The 20510-nt window shown below is 64.8% G+C and carries 16 protein-coding genes; 8 read left to right on the forward strand and 8 right to left on the reverse strand.

Annotated elements, in window-relative coordinates; genetic code table 11:
* Positions 1-14: 14 nt before the first annotated feature.
* The 3 genes from CAG11_RS12190 to CAG11_RS12200 are packed head-to-tail and all read right to left on the reverse strand — an operon-like array spanning position 15 to position 3748.
* Entirely contained in the window at positions 15-1400 is a 1386-nt protein-coding gene (locus tag CAG11_RS12190) for a carbohydrate porin (RefSeq protein ID WP_085596525.1), read from the reverse strand.
* A 25-nt stretch (positions 1401-1425) separates the two neighbouring features.
* Positions 1426-2574: a class II histone deacetylase gene (locus tag CAG11_RS12195; RefSeq protein ID WP_085596526.1), complete on the reverse strand. Its 1149-nt coding sequence runs from the start codon at positions 2572-2574 to the stop codon at positions 1426-1428.
* Positions 2564-3748: an MFS transporter gene (locus CAG11_RS12200; protein WP_085596527.1), complete on the reverse strand. Its 1185-nt coding sequence runs from the start codon at positions 3746-3748 to the stop codon at positions 2564-2566. Before CAG11_RS12200 ends, CAG11_RS12195 begins: the two co-directional genes overlap by 11 nt.
* Positions 3749-3992: 244 nt before the next feature.
* Between CAG11_RS12200 and CAG11_RS12205 the strand changes: the two genes are divergently transcribed.
* Together CAG11_RS12205 and CAG11_RS12210 are read left to right on the forward strand one after the other, a co-directional pair.
* Positions 3993-4430 (forward strand): hypothetical protein, encoded by a 438-nt coding sequence (locus CAG11_RS12205; protein ID WP_085596528.1) that lies wholly within the window; start codon positions 3993-3995, stop codon positions 4428-4430.
* A 166-nt stretch (positions 4431-4596) separates the two neighbouring features.
* Positions 4597-5514, forward strand: a complete 918-nt coding sequence (locus tag CAG11_RS12210; protein ID WP_085596529.1) for a phytanoyl-CoA dioxygenase family protein — start codon at positions 4597-4599, stop codon at positions 5512-5514.
* Between the two features lie 6 nt (positions 5515-5520).
* Here CAG11_RS12210 and CAG11_RS12215 read toward each other — a convergent pair whose 3' ends face one another.
* Positions 5521-6420 carry a LysR family transcriptional regulator gene (locus tag CAG11_RS12215; RefSeq protein ID WP_085596530.1) on the reverse strand — a complete coding sequence of 300 codons (900 nt, stop codon included), beginning with the start codon at positions 6418-6420 and terminating at the stop codon, positions 5521-5523.
* 162 nt (positions 6421-6582) lie between these two features.
* Between CAG11_RS12215 and CAG11_RS12220 the strand changes: the two genes are divergently transcribed.
* Both CAG11_RS12220 and CAG11_RS12225 read left to right on the forward strand, forming a co-directional pair.
* A complete protein-coding gene (locus CAG11_RS12220; RefSeq protein ID WP_085596531.1) occupies positions 6583-8229 on the forward strand; it encodes a GMC family oxidoreductase in 1647 nt (548 codons plus the stop codon).
* 208 nt (positions 8230-8437) lie between these two features.
* Positions 8438-10060 (forward strand): MFS transporter, encoded by a 1623-nt coding sequence (locus CAG11_RS12225; protein ID WP_085596532.1) that lies wholly within the window; start codon positions 8438-8440, stop codon positions 10058-10060.
* 50 nt (positions 10061-10110) lie between these two features.
* Here the strand turns inward: CAG11_RS12225 and CAG11_RS12230 are convergent, their stop codons facing one another.
* Entirely contained in the window at positions 10111-11328 is a 1218-nt protein-coding gene (locus CAG11_RS12230; RefSeq protein ID WP_022643832.1) for a DUF2599 domain-containing protein, read from the reverse strand.
* Positions 11329-11532: 204 nt separating this feature from the next.
* Here CAG11_RS12230 and CAG11_RS33790 point away from each other — a divergent pair, with 204 nt between their 5' ends.
* Entirely contained in the window at positions 11533-12273 is a 741-nt protein-coding gene (locus CAG11_RS33790) for a hypothetical protein (protein WP_085596533.1), read from the forward strand.
* Positions 12274-12378: 105 nt separating this feature from the next.
* Here CAG11_RS33790 and CAG11_RS12240 read toward each other — a convergent pair whose 3' ends face one another.
* Positions 12379-13836 (reverse strand): serralysin family metalloprotease, encoded by a 1458-nt coding sequence (locus CAG11_RS12240; RefSeq protein ID WP_085596534.1) that lies wholly within the window; start codon positions 13834-13836, stop codon positions 12379-12381.
* 269 nt (positions 13837-14105) lie between these two features.
* Between CAG11_RS12240 and CAG11_RS12245 the strand changes: the two genes are divergently transcribed.
* Positions 14106-14402, forward strand: a complete 297-nt coding sequence (locus CAG11_RS12245; RefSeq protein ID WP_022643829.1) for a hypothetical protein — start codon at positions 14106-14108, stop codon at positions 14400-14402.
* 57 nt (positions 14403-14459) lie between these two features.
* On the opposite strand, the gene CAG11_RS12250 is transcribed toward CAG11_RS12245, so the two are convergent.
* The gene (locus CAG11_RS12250; RefSeq protein WP_085596535.1) at positions 14460-16820 is read right to left on the reverse strand and encodes a DNA polymerase II; all 2361 of its coding nucleotides are present in this window, start codon (positions 16818-16820) and stop codon (positions 14460-14462) included.
* A 571-nt stretch (positions 16821-17391) separates the two neighbouring features.
* Here CAG11_RS12250 and CAG11_RS12255 point away from each other — a divergent pair.
* Both CAG11_RS12255 and CAG11_RS12260 read left to right on the forward strand, forming a co-directional pair.
* Positions 17392-17721 (forward strand): hypothetical protein, encoded by a 330-nt coding sequence (locus tag CAG11_RS12255; protein ID WP_031321517.1) that lies wholly within the window; start codon positions 17392-17394, stop codon positions 17719-17721.
* A 280-nt stretch (positions 17722-18001) separates the two neighbouring features.
* Positions 18002-18580, forward strand: a complete 579-nt coding sequence (locus tag CAG11_RS12260) for a hypothetical protein (protein ID WP_085596536.1) — start codon at positions 18002-18004, stop codon at positions 18578-18580.
* A 78-nt stretch (positions 18581-18658) separates the two neighbouring features.
* Here CAG11_RS12260 and CAG11_RS12265 read toward each other — a convergent pair whose 3' ends face one another.
* Positions 18659-20509, reverse strand: a complete 1851-nt coding sequence (locus CAG11_RS12265) for an amidohydrolase (protein ID WP_085596537.1) — start codon at positions 20507-20509, stop codon at positions 18659-18661.
* Position 20510 lies beyond the last annotated feature (1 nt).

A 20510-nucleotide genomic window follows, 5' to 3' on the forward strand; every position in this document is an offset into this window, starting at 1 on the left:
CTCTCCTCAAGGGATCAGTGGCGCCAGCCCAGCAACGGGTCGAGGGCGAAGTTCAGGCCCAGGCCGAACAACCAGCCGCTGGCCGGACGCTGTTCGGCGAAGGGGTTCTGGTAGCGACTGGGTTGCAGCACGTAGTTGATGAAGGGATCCAGGGTCACGCCGCTGCCCAAGACAAAGCGCCCATTGAGCTCGGCGACGAAACTGTCCCGTGGCTGCTCGTAGGCACTGCCCGAGAGGCGTCCGGCATCCTTGAGGCGGGCCTGGTAGTCCTTGCTCACGCGAAACCAGCTCAGGCGCGCGCCAAGGCTATCCAGCGGGCGGCCCGGAATGACGTTGAGGGCATTGACCCCGATGAAGCCGAAGGCATCCACCCCACCGGTGACCCCGGGGGTCAGCGACGAGCTGAGCCCGCCTTCCAGGGTCAGGCTGCGCGGGTGGGTATCGAACGGGCGGCTGCCACCGTCGGCGCGGTACACCGTCTTCTGCCAATTGAAGAGAATGCCGTCGGCATGCTCCTGGACCTTGGGCGCCGAGCCCGGGTCGAGCAAGGTCGAGGTACCGGCCATCGTGCGGCTGGGGTTGGGCTGTTTCTTGGTGGAGCGATACAGGGCCAGCTCGAAACGACTGGGATAGAGCGCCTCGCCAAAACGGGTCTGGGTGCCGACCTGGGCCAGGAAGAAGCGCCCGTCGTGGCGCTCCTCGCGCCAGTTCCAGCCGGATTCGAAGGGGATCTGCCCATTGAGCAACCAGCCGCCCACCTGGGCAAAGCGGTTGTCGTCGAAGTTGTAGCGGGCCGTGGCACTCCAGTAGGCGAACGGATAGGCGAACACCGAGCCGTTCATCAGCGTCAGCGGGTTGAAACAGGTGAACACGAAGGCACAAGCCGGCTGCATGAACGAGGTCGCGGGGTTGCTCCGGCCCAGCTCCAGCTTCAGGGCATCCTCCAGCAGGCGCTGTTCGTAGGACAGCTGCACCAGCCGCGCCTTCTTCGGCACGAAAGGCGCCACCGCGCCATAGATGTCCCCCAGCGCCGGACCGTAGTCGACGTTGCTGGCCACCGGCGCATAGCTCTGCTTGAGGTGCACGCTGGCGCCCTTCACGCCCAGCAGCTTTTCCAGGTCGAAGTCGGCCGCCAGCATCAGGAACAGGTTGTTCTGGTCCTGGCGACGCCCCACGCCGTAGGTGTTGTACAAGCTGTACCAGCTACCGAAGCCGTGCACGGCGATGCCCTGGGCATCCAGCTGTTCGCCAAGGCTCGGTGCCCGGGCTGGCGCGACCGGGTTCGCGATCGTGCCGGGCTGATCCGGGCCGGCCAGCGCGCACCCGGCCCACAGGGCGCAGCACGCCAGCACAGTCCCACGTTGGACGAAGAATCGATTGTTGTTATTGGAAGGATTCATGGTCGGACCTGTATGGGCGATGGACTCAAGGAGCAGGCACCAGCTCCAGTTGCCGGGCCTGGGTTTGCACGCGCTGGCGGTGCAGGCGGTCGAAATCGTCCGCCAACCGCTGCTGTTCGATGAACTCGATGAAGGGATCGCGGACCTGGGTCTGCAGGCCGGTCAGGGCCTCGATGGCGGCGATCGCGCAGAACGGCACGTAGACCTCCGAGTAGCCGCCCTCATGGATCATCACCAGGCGTCCATGGCCGAGGCGCTCGGCCACCGCCACCATCATCCGGGTCATCTCGCGGAAACTGCCGCTGTGCAATTGCATGTGGCCGAGCACGTCGTAGGTGCTGGCGTCGTAGCCGCTGCCGATCACCAGCAGGTCCGGGGCGAAGCGCAGCAACGCCGGCACCACCAACTGCGCCATGGCATGCAGGTACTGCTGGTGGCCACAACCGGGCAGCAGCGGGATGTTGAGGTTGCACCCCTGCCCTGCGCCTCGCCCGAGTTCGTCGGCGCCGCCGGAGCCCGGGGGGAAGCAGTTTTCCTGGTGCAGGGAGATGGTCAGCACGTCCCCGCGCTCGTAGAACAGAGACTGGGTACCGTTGCCGTGGTGCACGTCCCAATCGACGATGGCCACGCGCCGCGCACCGAGTTCGGCAATGGCGTGCTCCACGGCGATGGCCGAGTTGGCCAGCAGCGTCGAGCCCATGGCCTGGTCCCGCAAAGCGTGGTGCCCGGCCGGGATGCAGGCGGCATAGGCCCGCTGGTACTCGCCGCGCATCACGCCTTCCACCGCCGCCCTGGCCAACCCGGCGGACAGCGCCGCCAGCTCGAAGCCTCCGGCGGCGAACGGCGCCGCCAATCCCAGTTCTCCTCCCTGCTGCTCGCTCAACCGGCGAAAACGCTCCAGGTACTCAAGGTCATGGACCCTGGCCATCTGCGCCAGGGAGGCCGGCGCTGCAGACTCCACTCGCAACTGCCGGCTCAGGCCGCTGGCGTCCATCAACGCCTTGAGCCGCCGCAGGCAATCGGCCGAGGCTACCCCCGAGCCGCTGGACAGCGGCTGGACCCACCCGCCGACCGGGGCCGCCAAGGCCGAGGCCCGGCCGGAGTGGAACCACAGGCAGCGTTCGTCGAACAGGAACGCACTGGCGCCCGCTGAAGGATGCAATTCAGGCTTCATGGCAAAGACTCTTGGATGGCAGGTGCAAGTGCGCGAGGTTGATCGCCGCGGCGGCCAGCAGGGCCAGCAGCGCGCCGCAGCCGAACATCGCCTGGTAGGAAAAGGTTTCCAGCAGGTAGCCGCACAGCGCCGGGCCGCAGGCCAGCCCCAGGCCGAGGACCAGGTTGGTCAGGTTGATCAAGCCGCCCTCGCGGTCGTGCAGGCTGATCACCGTGAGCATGAAGGGCACCAGCAGGGTCCAGGTGAACTTGAACACCAGCACCGCGATGAAGGCCGCATCCGCCCGGGGCACCGCCGCCATCACCAGCAAGGCCAGGATCAACGCGGCGAACCCCAGCAGCAGGCATGTCCCGCGATAGCGATCACGCCCCAGCAAGGTGGCGGCGCCGGCGCCGAGGATGCCCAGCGCGCTGGACAGGGTCAGCAGCTGGTCCAACTGCCCACGATCCATGGCCGTGGGCGCCTGCAAGGCACTGATGAAGGTCCAGACTCCGCCCAGGCACACATACAGCAGGAAGATCGAGGCCACCCCCAGCAGGCCATGCCTGGAAGCCCCCAAGCGACGGCGCCCACCGCTGGCAGCTAGCTGCGGGACTCGGACGAAGTGCCGGCACAGCGGCACGCAGGCCAGCATCAACAGCGCCTGCAAGGCAAAGCACACCCCGGGGCCAAAATGCTGGAAGGCGCTGGGTAACACCGCCAGTCCCAGGGTTCCGAGTATCAGTTGGCCGAAGATGATCGAGCCGAACGCCCGCCCGCGATCATCCAGGTGCGCGACGCTGCGGGTACACAGGATCAGCAGTGAACCGGCGGCCAGTGCAGTGACGCCCCGAGCCGCCAGGAAGGCGTCGAAATGGCGCTCCAGAAGCAGCGCCGAAACCAGGTTGCCGCCGATGTACAGGCCCACGAACAGCAAGGCCCAGCGCTGCCAGTGCCCCGAGCGCAGCCAGTAGATGGCCGGCAAGGTGGCCAGGCTGCTGAAGATCAGCTCCAGGGAAAACATCGCGCCGATCCGGCTCGGGCTCAGGCCGATCTGCGAGGTCAATTGCATGGACAGGGCCGGGGCCCAGAGGAAGGTCGCCGGTAGCACCGACGCACATAGGGTGATGGTGATCAGCAGCCAGCGATGACTGGCCTCGCCCGGCAGGGCTGCAGGTTCGGCGGTAGCGCTCACGATAGGCACCTTCGTTATTGATTGTTATGGGTGAGGTGGCACGGCAACGGCTGCCAATCTAGCAACGGCCCTGGCGACGACCGGCTTCAATTGATGACGACTTTTTGTCTTTTCACGCCAATGCCCGCGGGCGCTATCAGGTTGGCCAGGCGCCCCGGCGAGCCGGGGCATTGACAAGCGCGATGGCGGCTTCGACCATCGGCGCCGCAACGGCCGCTGCCGGCCATGACTCAGGAGATCAAGGATGAAGAGGCTTTCGCTGGCGCTGTGCCTGATGGCAGGCGTGGGCCCGGCTGGCGCGCAGGACCTGGCGGCTGCACGCCAGTCCCTGAAGAACTATGGCCTGGCCTACTGCATGGCCAGGCAGTTTCCCGAGCGCTCGGCCATGGGCGAGGACGTTGGGCACGCCATCGGCATGTATGGCGTCATGGGCGCAGGCCTGCATCAGGTCCTGCAGGACGAAGACACACTCACGACCCTGCATGACCCCTATGACGCCACCACCGACTACGTCTTCAAGGCTTATGACCAGGTCGCGGCCAACAGCAAGCACCGTCCTGGAAAAGTCGTGCTGCACGCTTGCTTGCAGGTCTACAACTCCAGGGCCTTCGACCGGTTCATCCGGAGCCAGGACTCCTACATCCGCCAGCAAGACCTGCAAGCTGCTGGCCCCAACTCCTGACAGCGCTCGATGCGCCAACGGCGACAGACTCGCCCTAGCCTGGCCGCGCACCGACAGCAACCGGTGGCAGGTGTCGCTTAAACACCGGTCGAGGTCGAATCCAGCGCTCGGTCAGCGACGCCACTATCCATACTCAGGCACCTGTCCCCGGTAATGGAATACGCCCGTGAACCTGCCGCAGCCGCCCGCCCCTTGCCTGGTCAATCCCCTGCCCCTGGACCCGCATCAGCGGCGGCTGCTCCACGAACAGGGCTACCTCAAGCTCCCGGGATTGCTGAGCAGCGCCGCCATCGAACCGTTGCGCCAGCTGGTGGAGCAGCAACTGCGCCCGACCCAGGCCAGCGCTGGCGAGGGGTTCAACCGCCTGACCCACCGCCTGGAGCAGGACGGCATTCTCCGGCAACTCCAAGGCCAGCCGGCATTGGCCCAGGTACTGACTTACCTCACCGACAGCCGGCTGATCCTGTGTGAGGCCCAGGGCTTCGAGCTGGGCCAGGGGCGCTCGGGTTTCGCCTGGCACTACGATTCGCTGAACTTTCGCTACATCCGCCCCCAAGACCCGGCCTTCAGCCTGTGGCTGCCCCTGCAACCGGTACGCCCAGAGGCACAGGGTGGCGGCATGGCCTGGGTGCCGTTGTCGCTGTGCTCGGCCCTGGGCAACTTCCAGTTTTCGCGAATGCTGGCCCAGCAGTTGGCCCAGGGCGAGTCGATCACCGAACTTTCCGAGCTCTTGCGCCAGACCTACGCCAGCCCGGGCCCCTTGACCGAGCGTTTCGAGCGACAGCGCATCGAAGAGGCCTTCGAGCCCGGCGATGCCCTGCTGTTCAGCAAGTATCTTTGGCACCGCTCCAGCCCCTTGCTCGCCGGCAAGCTGGCCCGGCGCCAGGCCGTGACCCTGCGCCTGGTGGCTGCCCAGGCACGCCTGGACCCACTGTTGCAGGACGGCGAGACCCGCACCACCGGCGGCCTGGGCATGGGCCAGGAACGCGGGGCACTCAAGCCGCTGTCCTATGGCTCGCGCTTCGTCGATATCCAGGCCGGCGACCTGCTCAGCAGCTCGGCCCACTGTGGGCCGCTTTTGTGAGCCGCCCTAGACCTGTGGGGCGGTCCCCAGCAATACCGGCTGGTGCGTGGCGCACAGCTCCATGAGGTAGTCCCAGACCACCCGCAGGCGCACCGACTTGTGCAGCTCGCGGCGGGTGCTGATCCAGTAGGCCCGCTGGATGCTCTCGGTGGGCAGCAACGGCACCAGCTGCCGATCCGTGGCGGCCATGTAGCACGGCAGCACCGCGATCCCCAGGCCCGAGCGGGCTGCCTCTTGCTGGGCGATGACGCTGGTGCTGTGGAACAGCACCTGGGGATTGCGACAAAAGCTGTTGAGGAACATCAGCTCCTGGCTGAACAGCAGGTCGTTGACGTAGCCGATCCAGGCATGGCGCCCCAGGTCCTCGCGATTGCGCAGCGGTGGGGCGCGGTCCAGGTAGGCCTGGCTGGCGTACAGCGCCAGGCGGTAGTCGGTGAGCTTGCGGGTCACCAACATGTCGGCACTGGGTCGTTCCAGGTGGATGCTGATTTCCGCCTCGCGGTTGAGGATGCTGACGAACCGCGGCACCGCCACCAGTTCCACCTCCAGCCCCGGGTAACGCTCGAACAGGCCGCCCATGCGGCTGGCGAGGAACTTGACCCCCAGGCCCTCGGTGACGCCGACGCGGATCTTGCCCAGCAACGCGCTGGACTGGGTGATTTCCTCCTGGGCCAGCAGCGCAACGTTCTCCATGGCCTCGGCGTGCTTGAGCAACGCCTCGCCGGCCGGGGTCAGTTCATAACCCTGGGCGTGCTGGACGAACAGCGCGGTGCCCAGGGCTTTCTCCACCGCCTCGATATGCCGCGCCACCGTGGCATGGGTGGTGTTCAGCCGCCGCGCCGCCGTGAGCAGGCGCCCGCTGCGTTGCAGTTCGAGAAAAAAGCGCAGGTCGTTCCAGTCGAACATGGGGATTCCTTGCCGGTGCCTTGGGGCGAACACTGTTAGAAAACGCACAGCGGGTGGGCAAAAACTAACATTCTTTTGACGAAAGCTAACAACTAGGATGAGGCACAAGGCTGCCGCGGATGACGGACAGCTGCTAATAAGAATCTGCCAACGAGGTCACGGATGCTTCCTGCCTTTGACGCTTTCGACTACATCGTGGTCGGTGCCGGTCCTGCCGGCTGCCTGCTGGCCAATCGCTTGTCCGCCAACCCCCAGCACCGGGTGCTGCTGCTGGAAGCCGGCGGGCGCGACAACTACCCCTGGATCCACATTCCCGTCGGCTACCTGTTCTGCATCGGCAACCCACGCACCGACTGGTGCTTCAAGACCGAGGCCGAACCGGGCCTGCAAGGCCGCGCCCTGAGCTATCCACGGGGCAAGGTGCTGGGCGGCTGTTCATCGATCAACGGCATGATCTACATGCGTGGCCAGGCCGCCGACTACGATGGCTGGGCCGCCGAGGGCAACCCGGGCTGGAGCTGGAACGAGGTCCTGCCGCTGTTCAAGAAGAGCGAGAACCACTTCGCCGGGGCCAGCCCGCTGCACGGCGCCGCCGGCGAGTGGCGGGTGGAGCGCCAGCGCCTGTCGTGGCCGATCCTTGACGCCTTCCGCAGCGCTGCCGAGCAAAGCGGTATCCCCCGGATCGACGACTTCAACGGTGGCGACAACGAAGGCTGCGGTTACTTCCAGGTCAACCAGAAGGCCGGGGTGCGCTGGAACGCCGCCAAGGCCTTCCTCAAGCCCATCGCCCAGCGCGCCAACCTCACCGTCCTGACCGGCGTCGAGGTGCAACGGCTACTCCTCGAAGGCGGCCGCGCCACGGCGGTGCGCGCCATGGCCCAGGGGCGCCAGCAGGACTTCAAGGCCCGCCGGGAGATCATTCTCTGCGCCGGCTCCATCGGCTCGCCGAGCATCCTCCAGCGCTCCGGCATCGGCCCGGTGGCGTTGCTGCAACGCCTGGGCATCGGCGTCGCCCATGCCCTGCCCGGGGTCGGCGGCAACCTCCAGGACCACCTGCAACTGCGGCTGATCTACAAGCTGGACAACGCCCGCACCCTGAACCAGATCGCCGGCAGCCTGTGGGGCAAGATGGGCATGGGCCTGCGCTACCTGTACGACCGCAGCGGCCCGCTGTCCATGGCTCCCAGCCAACTCGGCGCCTTCGCCCGCTCCAGCCCCGAGCAGGCCACCGCCAACCTCGAGTACCACGTGCAGCCGCTGTCCCTGGAACGCTTCGGCGAACCCTTGCACAACTTCCCGGCGTTCACCGCCTCGGTCTGCGACCTGCGCCCGCAAAGCCGTGGCCGGGTCGAGATCCGTTCCGTGGACGCAGGCCAGGCGCCGCTGATCCAGCCCAACTACCTGAGCCATCCGCAGGACCTGCAAGTGGCCGCCGACGCCATCCGCCTGACCCGGCGCATCGTCGCCGCCCCGGCCCTGCAAGCGTTCAGTCCCAGCGAGTACCTGCCCGGCGCGCAATTGCAAAGCCAGGAGCAATTGCATGAAGCCGCGGCGAAGATCGGCACCACCATCTTCCATCCGGTGGGCACCTGCCGCATGGGCCACGACGCCCAGGCCGTGGTCGACGCCCAGTTGCGCGTGCATGGCATCCCCGGGCTGCGCATCGCCGACGCCTCGATCATGCCGCGCATCACCTCCGGCAATACCTGCTCGCCGACCCTGATGATCGCCGAGAAAGCCGCCGAACTGATTCTTGCCACGACCACAAGGAGCCCCGCCCCGGAAAAACAGACCGCCGCCCACGCCTGATTGTAGGAGCGAGGCTGCTCGCGCCAGAGCCAGCCGGCACGCCAGAGAGATCGAGCCGCCCACGCCGGCGCTAGCGCGGGCAAGCTTCGCTCCTACAGAAAAATCCAACGCCGGACCGTAGGAGCCAGGACTGCGAAAAACAAGATAGCGACGCCACGCCGGCGCCGACAGTGGAACAACAAAAACAATCACTGTAAGGGATATCGATATGTCGGAACATGCTCAAGCGATGGACTCCACGGCCGTGGCGCCCACCAGCAAGGAAAGCCAGAAAGTCATCTTCGCCTCGTCCCTCGGTACCGTCTTCGAGTGGTACGACTTCTTTCTCTACGGTGCCCTGGCGGCGGTGATCAGCAAGCAGTTCTTCGCCGGGGTCAACGACACCACGGCCTTCATCTTCGCCCTGATGGCCTTCGCCGCCGGTTTCGTGGTACGGCCCTTCGGCGCCCTGGTGTTCGGCCGCCTGGGGGACATGATCGGGCGCAAGTACACCTTCCTCGTCACCATCATCCTCATGGGTCTGGCCACCTTCGCCGTGGGCCTGTTGCCCAACTACGCCAGCATCGGCATCGCCGCGCCGATCATCCTGGTGGCCTTGCGCATGCTCCAGGGCCTGGCCCTGGGCGGCGAATACGGCGGCGCCGCGACCTACGTGGCCGAGCACGCCCCCCAGGGCAAGCGCGGCCTGCACACCAGCTGGATCCAGTCCACCGCGACCCTGGGCCTGCTGCTGTCGCTGCTGGTGATATTGGCCTGCCGCTACTTCACTGGCGATCAGTTCGACGTCTGGGGCTGGCGCTTGCCGTTCCTGCTGTCGATCGTGCTGCTGGGCATCTCCACCTGGATCCGCATGAGCCTGCACGAGTCGCCAGCGTTCTTGAAAATGAAGGAAGAAGGCCAGGCCAGCAAGGCGCCGATCCGCGAATCCTTCGGCAATTGGGAAAACCTCAAGGTGGTGCTGATCGCCCTGTTCAGCATCAACGCCGGGCAGGCAGTGACCTTCTACGCCGCGCAGTTCTACGTGCTGTTCTTCCTCACCCAGTTCCTCAAGATGGATCCGGTCCTGGCCAACAGCCTGCTGATCATCAGCGTGGTGATCGGTGCGCCGATGTTCATCTTCTTCGGCTGGCTCTCGGACAAGGTCGGCCGCAAGCCGGTGCTGATGCTCGGCCTGCTGCTGGCCACGGTGCTGTACTTCCCGATCTTCAAGGGCCTGGCCCACTACGCCAACCCGGCCATCGACCAGGCCAGCCGCCAGGCGCCCATCACCGTCACCGCCGACCCGGCCACCTGCACCTTCCAGTTCGACCCGGTGGGCAAGGCGCGCTTCGACAGCCCCTGCGACAAGGTCAAGACCTTCCTGGTGAAACAGGGCCTGCCCTACTCCAGCATCGCCGCCCCGGCCGGCAGCCCGGTGCAGGTCAGCATCGGCGACGTGAAGATCGACGGTTTCGACGAGGCGGCCCTGCGTGGCGCGGTGACCCTGGCCGGCTATCCGCAACAGGCCGATAGCCAGAACGTCAACAAGGGCATGGTAGTGGCGCTGATCGTCGCCCTGATCCTGATTGCCGCCATGTGCTACGGCCCGCTGGCGGCGTTGATGGTGGAACTGTTCCCGACCCGCATCCGCTACACCTCGATGTCCCTGCCCTACCACATCGGCAACGGCTGGTTCGGCGGATTCCTGCCCACGGTGTCCTTCGCCCTGGTGGTTTACACCGGCGATATCTTCTACGGCCTGTGGTACCCGGTGGCGATCACCGGGGCCAGCCTGCTGGTGGGCCTGTTGTGCCTTAGGGAAACCCGCAAGGTCGACATCAACCACATCTGATGGCCACGACCGCCAGCCAGGGCACGGCCCTTGGCCGGCGGCCGGCTCACTCAGATGTTGTTGCAACCCTTGGCGATGGAGTCCTCATTGGAGGTATAGGGGCGCGAGGGCTCCAGGTTCCACTGCGGCTTGTCCCGGGCGATGTTGAAGTGGCAGACCAGTTGGCGGCGCATGCTGCCCACGCTGCTGTCGCGGTTGTCCGGGTTGTTCTTCCACTGCGCGTCCAGGTAATGGTCGCTGGCCAGTTCATTGAAGAAGTTGTTGGTCTGGTTGTCCTGGACCTTGCGCCCGCAATCGGTGGGGGTGACTTCCAGGGTCATGATCTTCTTGCCGAAACCCGGGTCGTCGCGCTCGATCCAGGTAGCGCTCTGCACATAGCGTTCGCAGCTGTTCTTTTCGGTGATGGGGTAGATCACCTGCTTCTTGTTGTCGTAGACGAAGCTCGCCTCCTGCTGGGGTGTCTGCGGCAGCTTCATGTTGATCACCGGCAGGTATTGCCGGACCGCCTGGTACCACTGGATCTGGTTCAGGCGCGCGCCTTCCAGGCCGCCGTCCTCGGTGTAGAACAGCGCCAGGATCGACGGCGACTGCGGCGGTTTTTCTTCCCACTTGGCCAGGCGCAGTTCGTTCTGGGTACCGAAGGATTCGGCGGCGATCTGCGCCATGGACCGGATGCTCTGGTAGAACGCCGGGCCGGCTGCGGCATTGCGTTCGTCACGCACGTCGAAGGAGCACTGGCGCGAATGATCGCCTCGATTCTGCCGGTAGTTGGCACCCCATTGCTCGGCGGTGGTCACGCCGATCTCGTGGCAGTATTTCTCGACGCTGCCGGGGGTGCGCCGCGAGTCGGTGCAGCCTTGCTGCTGGCGATCGTCGGTGGCGGCATCGATGGGGAAGGAACACAGCACGGCGTAGTCCTGGTGATCCTTGGGGTTGCCGAAGATGGTGTCGAAGATGAAGCCGCTCTGCAGGCCGTAGGCCAGCTTGCGGAACTTGGAGTCCTTGCGCAGGTAGGACGCCGAGACACCGCCACTGGCCTGGCTTTTCGGGCTGATGCTGTAGAACTGGTAGTCGGTGGAGGGCCAGGTGGCGCGAAACAGCACCCCCGAACAGAGGAACGCCGGCTTGGACGGGCCGCCACAGTCCTGGCGGGTGTCGTTGTACAGCTGGTTGAGACGGGCCACCGTATCGCTGCCCTGGTCGGCCTGGACAGTGGGCAACAGGCACAGGCCGGCCAGGCCCATGGCGAAGGAGATGCTGAGTTTCATGACATGACTTCCGTGTGGAGTGAGTTCCCTGGCCGGTCGCCAGCGCGACAGGCGCCTGCCAGAGGATAGAAGCGCGACCTTGCGCCACTGGGGTTTTTCCGCTGGCTGTCCCCGATCGCCACTGCCCCGGGATCAGCGCTGCGCGACTTGAACAAAGCGCGGCTTTGCGCCACTGTCTCGGCACTTTTGCGCGGGAGATCTTGCATGCTGTTCATCTTTCCCACAGTGGCGGCCCTGGCCTTGGCCCTGCTGTTCTGGCGCCGCCAGAAAGCCCTGGTGGCGCTGCGCCGCGAAGCCTTCATCCGCGACTTCAGCCTGCCGCCCGGCTTGTTCACGCCCCTGCGGGCCCGGCATCCCCAGCTGACCCTCAAGGACTGCCAGCTGGTGGCGCAGGGGTTGCGCCAGTTCTTCCTGGCCTACCTCAAGAGCGGCCAGCGCTATGTGTCGATGCCCTCCCAGGTGGTGGACGACTTGTGGCATGAGTTCATCCTCCATACCCGGGAGTACCAGGCGTTCTGCCACAAGGCCTTCGGCCAGTTCCTGCACCACACCCCGGCGGCGGCCCTGGGCCAGAATGCCGAGCGCCGGAGCGACGACGGCCTGCGCCGGACCTGGCAGCAGGCGTGCCGCGAGGAAAACATCAACCCTGCCCGCCCCAGCCGCCTGCCGTTGCTGTTCGCCCTGGATACCAAGCTGCAGATCGCCCAGGGTTTTCACTACGTCGCCGACTGCCAGTCCCTGCGGCGCCTGGCCGATAGCAGCGCCGGCAGCACGGTGGTGCATTGCGGCAGCGACCTGCACGGCAGCTCTGCGGACAGCGACTCGTCCCCCAGCAGCTCCGACAGCGACAGCTCGCGCTTCGGCGGCGATGGCGGCGGCAGCGATGGCGGCGGCGACAGCAGTGGTTGCGGGGGCGGCGGTTGTGGCGGCGGGGGCGGCGACTGAGCGCCGGGGAAACATGTGGCGGCCGAGCTGCTACCGAGCAGGTGGCGACCCTGGCCGACAGAGTGGAAACGGCGCATCGCGCGCCGCTCCACTGGACCTGATCGATCAGGCGATGATGTCGGTCGTTGCTGCCTGGCCGACGATGCCCACGGCGAAGTCCGTCGTGCCGTGGCCGGTGAGGTCAACCAGCAGGCTGCTCTGGTTGGTGCCGGCGTTGTAGCTGAGGATCGCGTCGCCCGCATGGCCGGTGAAGGCCTTGACGAAGTTCAGGGCTGCGCCACCAGTGGCGAACTGCGGGATCCCGGTCAGGTCGATCTTGTCCTGGCCGCTGGTGAAATCCATGATCCAGTCCGGTGCGTTGACGGTGGAGTCCGACGCCGCGCCGAAGACGAAGGTGTCCGCCCCGCTTCCGCCCCACAGGGTATCGGCGCCGCCACCACCGTAGATGATGTCGTTGCCGGCACCACCCTTGAGCACGTTGGCCGCTGCGTTGCCGATCAGCAGGTCGTTGCCGGAACCGCCAATGGCGTTCTCCACGGTCACGCCATAGGCGATGGAAACGTTGCCCACCAGGCCGCCAACGTCGGAGAAGGCACCGGCGTTGAGGTTGATCTTCTGGTTATGGCTGAAGCCGGAGAAGTCCAGGGTGTCGTTGCCGCCGCCGTCCCAGACTGCGAACACCAGCTTGTCGCTGTTGGAGTGGGCGCTGTAGAAGTCCCGGCCAGTGTTGGAGTTGAAGCCGTACACGGTATCGTCGGCGCGGGTCTGGTAGTTGACGCCGTAGAGCTTCTGCACCGCGACGATATCGTCCACCAAGGGTGCCGAGGCATAGGCGCCACTACCGTCCTTGGTGAAGTTCTGCCCGGTGTTGCTCTCACTCCAGTAGCTCATCAGGCTGTAGCCACGGGTGTCCTGGGCGTAGCTGGCGTCCTTGTAGGTGGGGTTGCCATTGCCGGCGTTGTAGGTACCCGGATGGGACAGGCCCAGGGTATGGCCGATCTCGTGGGTCAGGGTCTGGCGCCCGTAGTTGCCGGTGCCGGGGGTCTCGTTGACCCGGTACTGGCTGTTGATCAGGTACCAGGACTGGCCGTCGTAGCTGCCACCGGACGGCAGGTAGGCGAAGGCCGCGCCGCCGGTGCTGACGTTGTAGTTGCCGAAGGTCATGTGCCCGTCGCCACCCTTGGCCGCCTCGGTGAAGCTGACGTTGGCCACATCCGCCCAGGACTGCATCGACAGTACGGCCTGGGCCTTCTGCAAGGCGCTGAACTGGCTGAAGGTACCCAGGGACGGGTTGTAGTTGGCGGGTTTCTCGGTGAGGAAGGTGTAGGTCAGGTCGATCTTGCCGTCACCGTTCTTGTCGTGCCAGGACAGGTTCTTGCGCAGGATCGCATCCGCGGCCTGGTCGGCGGTGAACGACGGCTTGCCGTTCACCAGATCGCTGCCACCCCGGTCATAGCGGTGGCTGAAAGCCTGTACCTGTTGGTAGGCGTTGCTGGCTTGTGCGGCCTGGTCGGCCCAGTTCCAGGTGATTTCCGACAGTGCTTTTGACAGTGTCTTTGACATTGCTACGTCCTTGTTCCAAACAAGATGATGTTCGATAGAACACAAACGACCCCGCCTGCGAGATCGTCCTATCACTCGCCCAAAGAGGCGTTGGAACGCTGCCACAGTGATCGGCGGCCAGTCCATGGTTTTCTTCGCCCGACCACGGTGTGAAAACCCCACTGGCGTGCGGTCGATTTCCCCCTCGCGCGCGCATCGCGCCGGCGATAGGCTAGGCACCTGTCCGGGGCTGGCCACATCGTGCCCGTCCCTTTCACGAGGAGTCCGTAATGCGCAAGATCCTGTTGCTGGGCGCTTTGCTGAGCGTCGCCGGTGCAGCCTGTGCCGAAGGCGTGCCACTGTTCAACGTCGCCTGCCCGGGCAACCTGGCCGTCAGTGCCGACCAGGGCGGGCCGGTCTACATCAACGGCAAGGCAGTGCAGAGCATTGCCGTGGATGACCGGCATTTCCAGGCCAGGATCCCGGAGGCCACCCTGTCCATCAGTGTCGAGGACGACGAGTCGGTCACGGTGAAGTACAGCGGCAAGCACGGCACCAACCTCGTGTGCGAAGCCGTCGACGACTGATCCCTGAAACTCATTCGCTGGCCGTTTTGACAGCTCGCAGGGGGGTGTCGGGTTCTCTCAGAACAAGCCCATCTGCCCGCCCACCAGGGTCGAGAAGTCGTCCTGCACGAAAGGCAGGATGGCGTCCGCCACTGGCTGCAACTGGCGCGTCAGGTAGTGCTCGTAGTCGATGGCGGCGCGGCGGTTCTCCAGGGGCTCGGGACCGGCCAGGGTGATCACGTAGCTGATCCAGCCTCCGCGCTGGTATTGCAGTGGCCGGCCCTGCTCACGGTTGTAGTCATCGGCCAGGCGCGCCGCGCGGACATGGGGCGGGACATTGCGCTCGTAGTCGTCCAGGAGCCGACGCAGGCGCTTGCGGTAGATCAGCAGATCGTCCTGCTGGCCGGCCAGGGTGCGCTGCACGTAGTCGCGCACATAGTCCTGGTAGGGCTGGCGATGGAAGATCCGTCGATACAGCTCCTGCTGGAATTCCCGGGCCAGCGGCGACCAGTCGGTGCGCACGGTCTCCAGGCCCTTGTAGATCATCTCCTGGCTGCCATCGGCGCGCTGGACCAGGCCGGCGTAGCGCTTCTTGCTGCCCTCCTCGGCGCCGCGGATGGTGGGCATCAGAAAACGTTTGTAGTGGGTTTCGAACTGCAACTCCAAAGCGCTTTCCAGGCCGTACTGCTCGCGCAGGTGATCGCGCCACCACTGGTTGACGTGGGCCACCAGGGCCCGGCCGATCTGCCCGGCGCGCTCCTCGTCATGGGAACTGCCCAGCCAGACGAAGGTGGAGTCGGTATCGCCATAGATCACCTGGTGGCCCTGGGCCTCGATCAACTGCCGGGTGCGGGCCATGATCTCGTGCCCGCGCAAGGTGATGGACGAAGCCAGGCGCGGATCGAAGAAGCGGCAGCCACTGGAACCCAGCACACCGTAGAAGGCGTTCATGATGATCTTCAGGGCCTGGGACAACGGCGCGTTGTGTTCGCGCTTGGCCACTTCCCGACCCTCGGCCACCCGCTGGACGATAGCCGGCAGGCAATGCCGGGTACGGGAGAAACGCGCCCCGCGAAAGCCCGCCACCGAATGTTGTTCGTCACTCTGGCGCAGGCCTTCCACCAGGCCCACCGGATCGATCAGGAAGCTGCGGATGATCGAGGGGTACAGGCTCTTGTAGTCCAGCACCAGCACCGACTCATAGAGGCCGGGCCGCGAATCCATGACGAACCCGCCAGGGCTGGCCTGGGGCGGCAACTCGCCGAGATTGGGGGCGACGAAACCCTGGCGGTGCATCAGCGGCATGTACAGGTGGGTGAAGGCGGCCACCGAGCCGCCACTGCGATCGGCCGGCAAGCCGGTGACCGTGGCGCGCTCCAGGAGGAAGGTCAGCAACTGGGTCTTGGCGAAGATCCGCGTCACCAGTTCGCAGTCCTTGAGGTTGTAGCGGGCCAGGGCCGGCTTGTCCTCGGCGAACATGCGGTTGATCTCGTCCATGCGCTGGTAGGGGTTGTCGATCGACTTGCCTTCGCCCAGCAGGGTCTGGGCGACGTTTTCCAGGCTGAAGGACGGGAAGCTCCAGGTGGCCGAGCGCAAAGCCTCGATGCCGTCGATGATCAAGCGCCCCGCCGCCGAGGCGAAGTAATGGTTGTGGGTGGCGTGCTCGCGCCAGTGCATCTCCTGCCCACCACGGCCCAGGCGCAGCGGCACCGCCAGGCGCCGGGCATGTTCATGCAGTACCCGCAGGTCGAACTGCACCAGGTTCCAGCCGATGATCGCGTCGGGGTCGTGCTCGGCCAGCCACTGGTTGAGCTTCTCCAGCAATTGCTCGCGGCTGGCACAGAACTCCAGGTCGAAGTCCACCGCGCTGTCGTCGGCGCGGGCCTTGCCGAGCATGTACACCTGGCGCTGGCCACAGCCTTCCAGGGCGATGGAATACAGTTCGCCGCGCTCGCTGGTCTCAATATCCAGGGACACCAGGCGCAGCTGCGGGCGGTAGTCGGCGGCGGGTTTCAGCTGCGCGTCCAGCAGCAGCCCATCCGGCCCCGGTTGACCATTGAACTCTACCGGCGCGGTGATGAAGCGCTCCATCAGGTAGCGCTCCGGCGGCCGGATATCGGCCTCGAACACATCGACCCCGGCGCGGCGCAGGGTCTTGTCCAGGCGGATCAACTGGTTGTGCTGCGGGCAATACAGGCCCATGACCGGACGCTGGTGGAAGTCGCGCAGTTGCAGGGGGCGCAGCTCGACATCCGGGTCGTCGGCCAGCAAGCGTTCGGCCTGGGGTCGCTGCACGGCCGGGATGAACGCCACGGAGGTCTGCAATGGCAAGCGGAGATGGCGCGGGCCCTGGTCGGTGGCCAGCCAGAATTCGACTTCCGTGCCCGCTGGCGTATCGCGCCAGTGCCGCGTCAGGACGAAGCCTTGTTGTACATCCACCGTTGCAACCTCAGAGCCGATTCAAGGCGCCGATTCTACCTGTCCCGGCCTTGCTTGGGGGCCTGGATGATGGCTTTACGGCTTTTGTCGGACAATATGTAGTGCTTGAAAATTTTCACTACAAAACCGTTGACGAGTGGATTGCGCCCTTGCATGATGCAGGCGTCCCCCCGATCGGGGGATGAGGCAAAGGTGTTATGAGCAAGCTCGTCTGACCGCCGAGCTGTCGACCCGGATGTGTACTGCCCACAAGGCAGATTGATGAAACTGACCTGGCATTGACCGTCCTCGATTCGACGGGAAAGCCGGCGAGAACTCTTCAAGATGCTTGTGGCCGATGGTGGGAATGTCGGCAGCTTCATCCAGGTTCATGCTGCTTTTCTATCGTTGTGACGCTCTCTGCGTAGCAGTTGATCAAGGTAACTACACACATCAGGCTCTGGGCCTTATCTGTATCCGACAGACACCCTCTGTCGCCCTGTTTCCGGTATCAGGGTTCAACTTACCGAAGTAGCAAGATGAATTAGCGAAACAACTTAGATAGATCGATGAATGGTCAAGGGGGCTACAAATGAATCTTAACAACCAACCCACTATTGATGAATTGGCACGTATGTTCGCCGCACGCAAAGACAGCCACGACAGCCACATCCTGTGGGTCGCCAAGTCGGGTCAAGTGCATATCGACTGCCTGTCGCCCCATAACCATGAAGCAGAGTTCGACCGTAACAACCAAGAGCTGGCGGCCCGCCTGAAGATGTACCGCCGCGGCCAGGGCTACGTCGGCAAGAAGGCCGCCGCCGACAAGGATTTCATCGGCCGGGTCCTGGAGACCCTGAAGACCGAATGGCAATCGTTGCGCGGCAACTCGGAAGTTCGGGTCATCGATCGGTTTTGTTGAGACAAGTTTCAACCTGATATAAAACAACAGGGGCGCTGAACTTTCAGCGCCCCTTTTTATTGCCCGCAATTAATCCGAACAACATCTTCCAGCTCACTCATCACGGTTCGTGAACACGATCACCTGGCAACTGGACAGCCTGATGGCCAGTTAGTAGCATCGCCCCGCTCAAACCGGCCAGGCGGTTGGCAAAGAGGGCTGCAGTATTCACTGACGCCTCGATGTCACCACCAGGCACGATATTCGAAAGCCAAGTCGAACCTTAAAAAAAGGACTTTGTGTGACTGATCGCAGCGGTGTCTTGCGTTACATCATTGAACGGTACTACTCGGACGATCTGGAAGACGCCGAAGCCCGTACCGGATACAGCGTCAAGCAGATCCAGGAGTGGTGCTCAGGCCATTGCCAGCCCCAGCACATCACCGTCGAGTACTTCATTCACCGCGCCTTCACGCCTGAATTCCAGTCGGTGATCGAATTCGCCGAGTTCAAGCCGGATCAACAGGTGATGAAGCAGTTGAAGGTCCTGTTCAAAGGACACGAAGACCGGGCCGGCATCTATGCGTTCTATGACTCGATGGCCAACCTCATCTACCTCGGCAAAGCCACCAACCTGCTCAAGGAAGCCTATTCGGCCATACGCCGGGATGTGCACATCCAGTTCCCCGCGGGAATCAAGAAGAAGCCCGAGAAACGCTATGAACTGGTGCGCTACATTTCTGCCTACGATGTCGGCAGCTCAGAATGGCGAGACTTTCCAAAGCATGTCGAGTCCCTGATCCTGCGTATTTCCAAACCAATCCTGAACAAGAACATCGGTCACATCGAACAGGCGTATGCCGCGCCTGGTGAAGACTGAGACACTTGCCTGCCGCGAATGCCCAGCCAGCAGGCGACAGCACGCCGCAGCGTCCTGTCGCCCTTTTATCGGCTGGGTTCAAAAGGCAAAGCACGAGCAGCCGAACGCCCCCCAGAAGCCCTGGAAATCGCTGACCGGCACCTTGGCCAAGCGCGCCCGCTCGTGCCCGTGGGCATGCACCGCGCAAGGACCGCTGCACTGGTGCAACTGAGCCGACAACGGCGCGGCAGGCTTCCAGTGCCCTGGCACCTTGGCCACCGGCGACCAGTCCGGTGTCACGGGCAAGCTGGGCGGCGCCAGCGAGTGGAAGTCGCCGGCAGCATGCACCACCTTGCCATCCACCACCGTCAGCAGCGACTCGATCCACTTGATCGCCTCTTCCTCGATGCTGAAGTAGTCCGCCGAGAGGGCCACCAGGTCCGCCAGTTGCCCGACCTTGAGCTGGCCTTTCTTGCCCTGTTCCGAGGAGAACCAGGCGCTGCCGTGGGTATACAGCTCCAGTGCGGTATCGCGATCCAGGCCCTGGGGATACAGAGCCAGCCCACCGACAGTCTTGCCGCTGACCATCCAGTACAGCGAGGTCCAGGGGTTGTAGCTCGAGACTCGGGTGGCATCGGTACCGGCGCCCACTGGCACACCTTCGGCGAGCATGCGCTGGATCGGCGGGGTCATCTCGGCCGCCCTGGCGCCATAGCGGTCGACGAAGTACTCGCCCTGGAAGGCCATGCGGTCCTGGATCGCGATCCCGCCGCCCAGGGCCCGGACCCGCTCGATATTGCGCGGGCTGATGGTCTCGGCATGGTCGAAGAACCAGGGCAAGCCGTTGAAGGGGATATCGCGGTCGACCTTTTCGAAAACATCGAGCATGCGCGAAATGGATTCGTCATAGGTCGCATGCAGGCGGAACGGCCAGCGCTGCTCCACCAGATGGCGGACCACCGGCTCCAGCTCCTGCTCCATGTCCTGAGGCAGATCGGGGCGCGGCTCGAGGAAGTCCTCGAAATCGGCGGCGGAGAACACCAGCATCTCCCCTGCCCCGTTGTGCCGCAGGAAGTCGTCGCCCTGGCCGTAGCGCACGCTGCTGGTCCAGTTCTTGAAGTCCGCCAGCTCTTGCTTGGGTTTCTGGGTGAACAGGTTGTAGGCGATGCGCACCGTCAATTGCTGCTGGGCCGCCAGGTGCTCGATCACCTGGTAGTCGTCCGGGTAGTTCTGGAAGCCGCCACCCGCGTCGATGGCACTGGTGACTCCGAGGCGATTGAGCTCACGCATGAACTGGCGGGTGGAGTTGACCTGGTACTCCAGCGGCAACTTGGGCCCCTTGGCCAGGGTGGCGTAGAGGATCATCGCGTTGGGTCGGGCGATCAGCATGCCGGTGGGGTTACCGTTGCCATCGCGGACGATCTCGCCACCCGGCGGGTTCGGCGTATGGCGATCGTAGCCCACCACCCGCAGCGCGGCGCGGTTGAGCAACGCCCGGTCGTAGAGGTGCAGGACGAATACCGGGGTATCCGGTGCCGCCTGGTTCAACTCCTCCAGGGTCGGCATGCGCTTCTCGGCGAACTGGAATTCGTTCCAGCCACCGACCACCCGCACCCACTGCGGCGCCGGGGTGCGCTGGGCCTGTTCCTTGAGCAGGCGCAGGGCATCGGCCAGCGACGGCACGCCTTCCCAGCGCAGCTCCAGGTTGTAGTTGAGGCCACCGCGGATCAGGTGCAGGTGCGAGTCGTTGAGCCCGGGGATCACCGTACGGCCCTTGAGGTCGATGACCTGGGTGCTGCTGCCGCGCAGGGCCATGGCCTGGGCATCGTCGCCCACGGCGATGAAGCGCCCGTCCTTGATCGCCACGGCAGTGGCCCGGGGGTTGGCCCGGTCCACGGTGTGCAGGCGGCCGTTGAACAGGATCAGATCGGCAATTGCGTTGTGGTTCATG

Source organism: Pseudomonas sp. B6(2017), from assembly GCF_002112765.1.
GTDB lineage: Bacteria > Pseudomonadota > Gammaproteobacteria > Pseudomonadales > Pseudomonadaceae > Aquipseudomonas > Aquipseudomonas piscis.

Coding starts and splice junctions, on each gene's coding strand:
- CAG11_RS12215 (WP_085596530.1), bottom strand. CDS start 6,420: ATGTTCGACTGGAACGACCTGCGCTTTTTTCTCGAACTGCAACGCAGC.
- CAG11_RS12240 (WP_085596534.1), bottom strand. CDS start 13,836: ATGTCAAAGACACTGTCAAAAGCACTGTCGGAAATCACCTGGAACTGG.
- CAG11_RS33790 (WP_085596533.1), top strand. CDS start 11,533: ATGCTGTTCATCTTTCCCACAGTGGCGGCCCTGGCCTTGGCCCTGCTG.
- CAG11_RS12205 (WP_085596528.1), top strand. CDS start 3,993: ATGAAGAGGCTTTCGCTGGCGCTGTGCCTGATGGCAGGCGTGGGCCCG.
- CAG11_RS12265 (WP_085596537.1), bottom strand. CDS start 20,509: ATGAACCACAACGCAATTGCCGATCTGATCCTGTTCAACGGCCGCCTG.
- CAG11_RS12190 (WP_085596525.1), bottom strand. CDS start 1,400: ATGAATCCTTCCAATAACAACAATCGATTCTTCGTCCAACGTGGGACT.
- CAG11_RS12225 (WP_085596532.1), top strand. CDS start 8,438: ATGTCGGAACATGCTCAAGCGATGGACTCCACGGCCGTGGCGCCCACC.
- CAG11_RS12195 (WP_085596526.1), bottom strand. CDS start 2,574: ATGAAGCCTGAATTGCATCCTTCAGCGGGCGCCAGTGCGTTCCTGTTC.
- CAG11_RS12245 (WP_022643829.1), top strand. CDS start 14,106: ATGCGCAAGATCCTGTTGCTGGGCGCTTTGCTGAGCGTCGCCGGTGCA.
- CAG11_RS12255 (WP_031321517.1), top strand. CDS start 17,392: ATGAATCTTAACAACCAACCCACTATTGATGAATTGGCACGTATGTTC.
- CAG11_RS12220 (WP_085596531.1), top strand. CDS start 6,583: ATGCTTCCTGCCTTTGACGCTTTCGACTACATCGTGGTCGGTGCCGGT.
- CAG11_RS12230 (WP_022643832.1), bottom strand. CDS start 11,328: ATGAAACTCAGCATCTCCTTCGCCATGGGCCTGGCCGGCCTGTGCCTG.